Here is a 7,005-nt window from a genome sequence, read left to right on the forward strand (position 1 = left end):
CTGTTTCGTGTATTTCACGGTATTAAATTTTCAATCCAAAATCAAGAATCACTTCACCCTCTTCATCCGTATAAATTCGTGTAATTCGTGGACAATCTCTTCCTCTTTTCTTCGCTCAGCACTCAACCCTCAGCACTCTCTTTCTTCGTATCTACTGCCGCCCGTAACGATCTTCCACACGCACAATATCATCCTCTCCCAGATAACTGCCGGTCTGAACCTCTATCAGATCGAGCGGCAGATCTCCGGGATTTTCCAGACGGTGAAATGAACCCACAGGAATATAGGTTGACTGATCTTCATGGAGCGTAATCTGCTGCTCTTCAACAGTCACCAGCGCTGTTCCCTTCACGACAACCCAGTGTTCGGCTCGGTGATTGTGTTTCTGTAGCGAAAGCGCCGCTCCGGGGTTGACCGTTATTCGCTTTACCTTGAACCGGTCAGCATAATCAACCGTTTCATAGGAACCCCAGGGACGGTAGACCCTCCGGTGCATGACCGCTTCATCCCGCTCTTTCCGGTTAAGCTGTTCGACAAGCAACTTGACATCCTGAACCCGATCTTTTGTGGCAACAAGCACCGCATCGGAGGTCTCAACAATAATGTGATCATCGAGACCAACGGCAGTGACAAGACGGCTGGTTGCATGTATATAGCTGTTACGGACATCGTGCAGCAGCACATCACCCTTTTTCACGTTGCCCGCTTCGTCACGTTCGTGAACATCCCAAAGCGCCGACCATGCCCCGACATCATTCCATCCGGCTTCAAGAGGAACGAGTACGGCCCGATCTGTTTTTTCCATCACGGCATAGTCTACGGAATCTGATGGGGAAACCTGAAAAGCTTCACTATCCAGCCTTACAAAATCGAGATCTTTGACCGCTTTGCCTAAAGCCTCTCTGCATGCAGCCGTAATGGCCGGAGCATTCATCTCAAGCTCCTGCAGATAGCTCTCTGCCTTGAAAAGAAAGATTCCACTGTTCCAGAAATAGTCGCCCGAAGCAAGATAACGTTCCGCTGTTTGCTGATCCGGCTTCTCGACAAATTCAAGAACCGGATGGACCTGCTCCTGTTCCTCACCCGTTACTGACGCCTGGATATAGCCGTAACCGGTTTCAGGTGATGCAGGAACAATACCAAAGGTAACCAGAGCCCCCCCTTCAGCCGCCTCCTTGCCTTTTGAAACCGCATCAGCGAAAGCCTGGGCATCAAGAATGACATGGTCGGCTGGCAGAAGAAGTATAAGAGCTCCAGGGTGCTTGCGCATAACAAGCATTGCTGCCACTGCCGCTGCCGGAGCAGTATTGCGCCCGACAGGCTCAAGAATGATCTCGCCGATATCGGCCTTTATCTCATGAAGCTGTTCAGCTACAAGAAAACGGTGACTTTCATTGCATACACAGTATATCGGCCCGACATCATCGGCTGAAGCAAGGCGAAGAGCGGTATCCTGCAGCATTGTTCTTTCACCAACCAGCGACAAAAGCTGCTTTGGATACAACGCTCTTGAAAGAGGCCAAAGTCTTGTCCCGGAACCGCCACTTAAAATCACAGGTATAATCATAGATTCAAACCAATTTCTTGACGCTGAACAAATTTCTTATCCGTGACATCATCCTTACTTTCGTGCCAATTCGTGAAATTCGTAGACAACCTTCCTTTCTTCTCTTCCGCTCAGCACTCACTACTCAGCACTTTCTTTCCACCGCCATACGCTTCATACGGAAACAGATCCATCTGACCGAAAACCGGCTGCCGACAATCCTTGTCTGACAAGCGGACATCACCTTCAGGAAGCTGCCAGTCAATACCAATAACCGGATCATTCCAGATGATACCTGCATCGTGCGAAGGTGTATAGTAGTTGTCACACTTGTATGCAAAAACAGCCGTCTCCGAGAGTACAACAAAACCGTGAGCAAATCCTTTCGGGATCCACATCATATTCTTGCGTTCACCATCAAGTACGCAGGATACATGCCTGCCATACCAAGGTGATCCCTGACGGATATCGACTGCAACATCCAGCACTCTGCCCTGAACCGCACGCAGAAGCTTTGACTGGGTATAGGGCGGTATCTGAAAATGAAGCCCGCGCAATACTCCATAGCAGGATTTGGACTCATTGTCCTGCACAAATGAAACAGGCCCTATATGCTTCTCAATCAAATCCTGGCGAAACGACTCGAAAAAATAACCCCGATCATCACCAAACACCTTCGGCTCAAAAAACAGCACATCGGGTATCTCGGATAAAATAACTCGCATGGATTCTATCAACAAAAATGAATCAAAATAAAAGCCTCAATTCGTGAAAATTCGCGCAATTCGCGGGTAACCTCTTCCTCTCTTAAACTCAGCACTCGTCCCTCAGCACTATTTTTCCTTTCGTGTAATTCGTAGACAATCCCACTAAAACCGCTGAGAAGGCAACTTTTTCAAATACTCGCCATACTGATTCTTCATAAGCGGTTCCGCTAACCGCATCAGATCGGTATCGCTGATCCACCCTGTACGCCAGGCAATCTCCTCCGGGCAGGCAACTTTCAACCCCTGCCGTTTTTCCACTGTCTGTATAAAGTTTCCAGCCTCCTGAAAAGACTCATGCGTACCGGTATCAAGCCAGGCAAAACCACGCCCGAGCATTGAGCATTTCAGGGATTTACGATTAAGGTACTCCTCATTCACCGAGGTAATTTCAAGCTCGCCTCTTGCAGATGGTCGAATATTTTTTGCGATTTCAACCACATCATTCGGATAAAAGTAAAGCCCGACAACCGCAAAATTTGATTTCGGCTTCGCCGGTTTTTCCTCAATAGAGAGCACATTTCCCCCGGCATCGAACTCCGCAACACCATACCGTTCAGGGTCAATGACATAGTAGCCGAAAATATTGGCTTTGCGCTCCTCCGTCACCATCCTGACTGCCGCTTCAAGCATCTGCGTAAAGGCATATCCGAAAAAGATATTATCACCAAGAATCAGCACAACATCATCGCTGCCAATGAACGATTCACCAAGAATGAAAGCCTGGGCCAGACCGTCAGGAGAGGGCTGAACGGTATAGGAAAGAGAAATACCCCAGTCACTGCCGTCGCCCAACAGTTTCACAAACATAGGCTGGTCTTCAGGGGTGGTAATGATCAGAATCTCCCTGATCCCGGCAAGCATAAGAGTCGTCAGCGGGTAATAGATCATCGGCTTGTCATAAATCGGCAGCAACTGCTTTGATATTCCTTTCGTAACCGGATACAATCTCGAACCCGATCCCCCCGCAAGAATAATTCCTTTCATACTTCGTATTTGAATCTTCGTGTTACTTCGTGAATTCGAGAAAAAACTCTCCTCTTTTTCTCAGCACTCAGTACTTTCTTTCCCTTTCGTGCCAATTCGCGCCATTCGCGGACAACCTTCCTTTCTTCTCTTCCGTTCAGCACTCAGCACTCACTACTCAGCACTTTCTTTCCACCCAGCACTCAGAACTCAGCACTTTCCTTCTTCGTGTAATTCGTGGACAAAATCTTTACAAGCGTAATGCACGATACAAGTCATCATGCTCAAAAGCGCTCTCCATTCTTTTTATATCAGCAGAGCGTGCACCAACAGTTTTTGCGACTTCACACCAAGTCTGCGTAGCACGAGCCACGTCAGCAATCATTCGATCCGCATCCACCTTGTGTAATCCAAACTGAGAGGCAACCTCCTGAACCAGCTCGATTGAGCAGGTTCCATCTTCAAAGTCGATGTTTGTGGAAAGAACTCTCGGTTTCAGGTCCTGAGGTGTCGGGTTAAGATCGTACACTGGAGACAACGTCCAGCCATGCCTGCTCAACATCAAAAAACCGTGGTTGCGTAAATGATCATCCACATTTGAAATCAGCACATTAAAGACCATACGCCGAAACAAATCGGCCCGGTCTCCCTTCGCCTGAGCGCCGGATACTCCAAGCGCATCAACAATATCCAGATAGCTTCCGCCTTCACCATCCAACGATCCAGTCATAGACATAGCTGACATGAATGGAATACGCCCTGCATTATTTCGATCAAAACGCCGGGAGAGCAGAATTGCTTTATCCGCAATCCTGACCAGCTCATGAATTGGTGTCTGTATCCCTGCTTTTTCGGCAAGTCTCAACGCAATCTCTTCCCAGGTTTCAATGCTGTATTCGTCATTTTCCTTTGGGAACTTGGCTATCGAAAGATGACCATACTGATCAATAACTGAAGCCTTGGGGCGAGCACCACCAAGTGAGGACCCGGGAGCAAAAATCAACATGAGATCTTCATCGCTCTCTTCATCGCGAAGAATCCGCTCGCTCGCACCCAATAATTTTCCCAGCTCAATAAGTTTTGGTACTCCACTCTCTGTTCTTGCAAGGAAAGCCTCCTCTCCGGGGTATTTGAAGCGAAGAGCGCCCAGACGAGTCTCATCTACAACTCCCAACAGATAGTCTGTTTCAAATAACGTACGAGGAGCACTCCTCTCTTTTTCAGCGCGGCGACGCTCGGCACGACGCATGAGACGCCGACCCCACTGGTCAGGAGAAGAGTCGCCTAACGTACCAAACATATCCTGCCGAGGTCGTGGAACAAAAACACCACGCCCCACCTTAAGTGATGCGTCAATCGAAAAATTATCGTAGGCCTCAATCCATGCGTTATCATACTCAAATGAAACCTTCTCACGCCCGCGTCCAGATTGACGGTGAAGTCGACCGATAAATCGGCATGAACCTTGCCAATCAATATAGACCTCGACGTCAGGCATTTCGATCACTGCGATGGTTGACCGGAATGCGAGCCCGCCTGGGCAAAGCTGCCGACGCAAGTTGTTGGCCCACGCTATCTCGCACAGGATCAGCAATACCGGCAAGATCATCCAACAACCCAAGAGCCTGGAGTACCCCGGCATAGATACCGATGCTCACAGCAGGGTCTCCCTTTTCAAGACGAGAGAGTGTTGGCCGGGAGGTGGAAGCACGCTCAGCGACTACACTCATAGGAAGTTTGCGGTGCATCCGTGCGTCATGAATATTATTGCCTAACTTGCGCAGCACTTTTCGAACTGCCGGTGTCGGTAAATGAGGTGTCGGCATTTGTAATCTCTATTTATCTCAAACAAGACTTAATGTAACACGAAAGCTACACATCACAAAACTAAACTCAGCACTCACTACTCAGCACTTTTCTACTCCCTTTCTCACAAATTCGTGAAATTCGTGGACAACCTCTTCCTCTTCAACTCAGCACTATTTTTCCCCTCAGCACTTTCTTTCCTCGTGCCAATTCGTGAAATTCGTGGACAACCTTCCTTTCTTCTCTTCCGCACAGCACTCAGCACTTTCTTTCTTCGCGCAATTAGCTGACAACATCTTCCTCTTCAATCCAAAATCTCCTTAAGTGTAATTAATCACCTGCGTCCCACGTTTTGGTTACAAAAACGGGACTATTGTTTAGGATAGTAACCACCGGTTTTTGGTGAGCCCATGTACTCAATCTTGCCTGCTTCTCGCAGTTGTTTAAGCCAGCGTTCTATAGTCCTCTGTGTTACCTTAAAAGATGCTGCCATTTCGCCTGCCCGATGTCCTGGATTTGCCTGAATATATGCGAAAAGGGCATTTACTCCGACATTTACTCCGACATTTACTCCGCTGCGCTGCTCTGGCAATTTAAAAGTCATCACCACACTGCCAGCATTTTCATGCAAAATCGGTACTGGCAAGCCAGCCGACTGCATTAAACTGGCAATTCTAAGAGTGCCACGCCCCCAGGTTTTGATCAGCCCTCGACGATAAAACACCTTGGCAATCCAAGGGTTCCAGGGTTTTGATTCGTGAGGCTGATAAAGTATTTCCGGAGTTAATCCAAAATGAAGCTCACCGGGTGAGATAATTTCAAGACGGTCGTCGTACAAGGCCACAGCAACAGAACCGGCAGCACTGGTATAATCGCGATGGATAAACGCGTTAGCAAGTGCTTCACGCACAGCTTCAGGAGGAAGCGCAGGCATGTCGATACGCACCATTTGGCCCGATACGATCTTGCTGGCTACCGGGAGCCAATCAATCATGAACCGCTCGGCCCGACGCATGAGTGTAAACGCATTACCGGTATACTGCCGGTTATCGAGAAACTCATCGCGAGTTGTGCCTTTGAAGCGGGCAACACGGAGATTAAATTGCGGGAATTCTGGTAAAGCCACTTCGTCTTTGCAAAACAAGGCAATGGCTGCTCGTGATAGTTGTTCGCCATTGACAAGCAAACCCAAGCCACGCAATACAGCCAAGGGTTCGCGAGTACCAGGATCAACGCTACGCCCACGTCGAATGGACTCTTCAAGGGTGACAATAATTTCATGAATGTCGAGATCTGCCTCACAGCATCCGACAGCGGGCTGTATTTCCCAGCGTTCGGTAGTATGCATGGACTCGACCAACAACCGCTGATAATTGGCTCGATGCATAACACGAGTTGTGTTCAGCACGCGCTCGTAAGGTATGCCTCGAAAAGAAACAGGAGCAGATGTTGCTCGTTCAACTGCTACCAAAAGAACTTCCAAACCTTGCTCATTCCCTTCGGAAAGCGGGATCCGCTCTAATTGAAGAGAAAGTGGTGGCTCAAAACCTTGAAACTCCTGTGACAGCTCTTCAAGTGTACGATCAGTTACTTTTTGGCCTACGATTTTGCCGGATGGAATTACACCAAACACCACTTGCCCACCTTGGCCGTTAGCCAAAACACATAAAGTGCGACAAGCTCGATCTTTTTCTGCTGTTGACTTTTTGAGTTCCAACTTCAGAGATTCGCCAGCTACAATGCTTTTTTGAAGTTCAGTAAAATGCAAAAGTTTATCCTGAATTATTCACGAAGGCAATAAAAAAGGTGGCATAAAATACCGCAAATGCTTATATTACCGTTAGTTAGACAAGAAAATAAGCAGCGACATTCATGCACACCCTTTCAGAGAATATAGCCACAATCAACCCGAAACAACAAGAG

6 protein-coding genes are annotated in these 7,005 nt (G+C 48.1%); all 6 read right to left on the reverse strand.

Going from position 1 to position 7,005, the window contains the following annotated elements:
* Window positions 1-151: 151 nt before the first annotated feature.
* Window positions 152-1,567, reverse strand: a complete 1,416-nt coding sequence (locus BOO20_RS04380; RefSeq protein ID WP_076790877.1) for a mannose-1-phosphate guanylyltransferase/mannose-6-phosphate isomerase — start codon at window positions 1,565-1,567, stop codon at window positions 152-154.
* 110 nt (window positions 1,568-1,677) lie between these two features.
* A complete protein-coding gene (rfbC, locus tag BOO20_RS04385) occupies window positions 1,678-2,271 on the reverse strand; it encodes a dTDP-4-dehydrorhamnose 3,5-epimerase (RefSeq protein ID WP_076790878.1) in 594 nt (197 codons plus the stop codon).
* Window positions 2,272-2,415: 144 nt separating this feature from the next.
* Window positions 2,416-3,297 carry a glucose-1-phosphate thymidylyltransferase RfbA gene (gene rfbA, locus BOO20_RS04390; protein ID WP_076790880.1) on the reverse strand — a complete coding sequence of 294 codons (882 nt, stop codon included), beginning with the start codon at window positions 3,295-3,297 and terminating at the stop codon, window positions 2,416-2,418.
* 229 nt (window positions 3,298-3,526) lie between these two features.
* Window positions 3,527-4,774 (reverse strand): type II toxin-antitoxin system HipA family toxin, encoded by a 1,248-nt coding sequence (locus BOO20_RS04395; RefSeq protein ID WP_076790882.1) that lies wholly within the window; start codon window positions 4,772-4,774, stop codon window positions 3,527-3,529.
* Complete coding sequence (locus BOO20_RS04400; protein ID WP_076790883.1) at window positions 4,767-5,102, reverse strand: helix-turn-helix domain-containing protein; 336 nt, start codon at window positions 5,100-5,102, stop codon at window positions 4,767-4,769. Before BOO20_RS04400 ends, BOO20_RS04395 begins: the two co-directional genes overlap by 8 nt.
* A 350-nt stretch (window positions 5,103-5,452) precedes the next feature.
* On the reverse strand, window positions 5,453-6,850 hold the full coding sequence (locus BOO20_RS04405) for an ATP-binding protein (RefSeq protein ID WP_076790885.1): 1,398 nt from the start codon (window positions 6,848-6,850) through the stop codon (window positions 5,453-5,455).
* Window positions 6,851-7,005: the final 155 nt, after the last annotated feature.

It is taken from the genome of Chlorobium sp. KB01 (genome assembly GCF_001975465.1).
GTDB lineage: Bacteria > Bacteroidota > Chlorobiia > Chlorobiales > Chlorobiaceae > Chlorobium.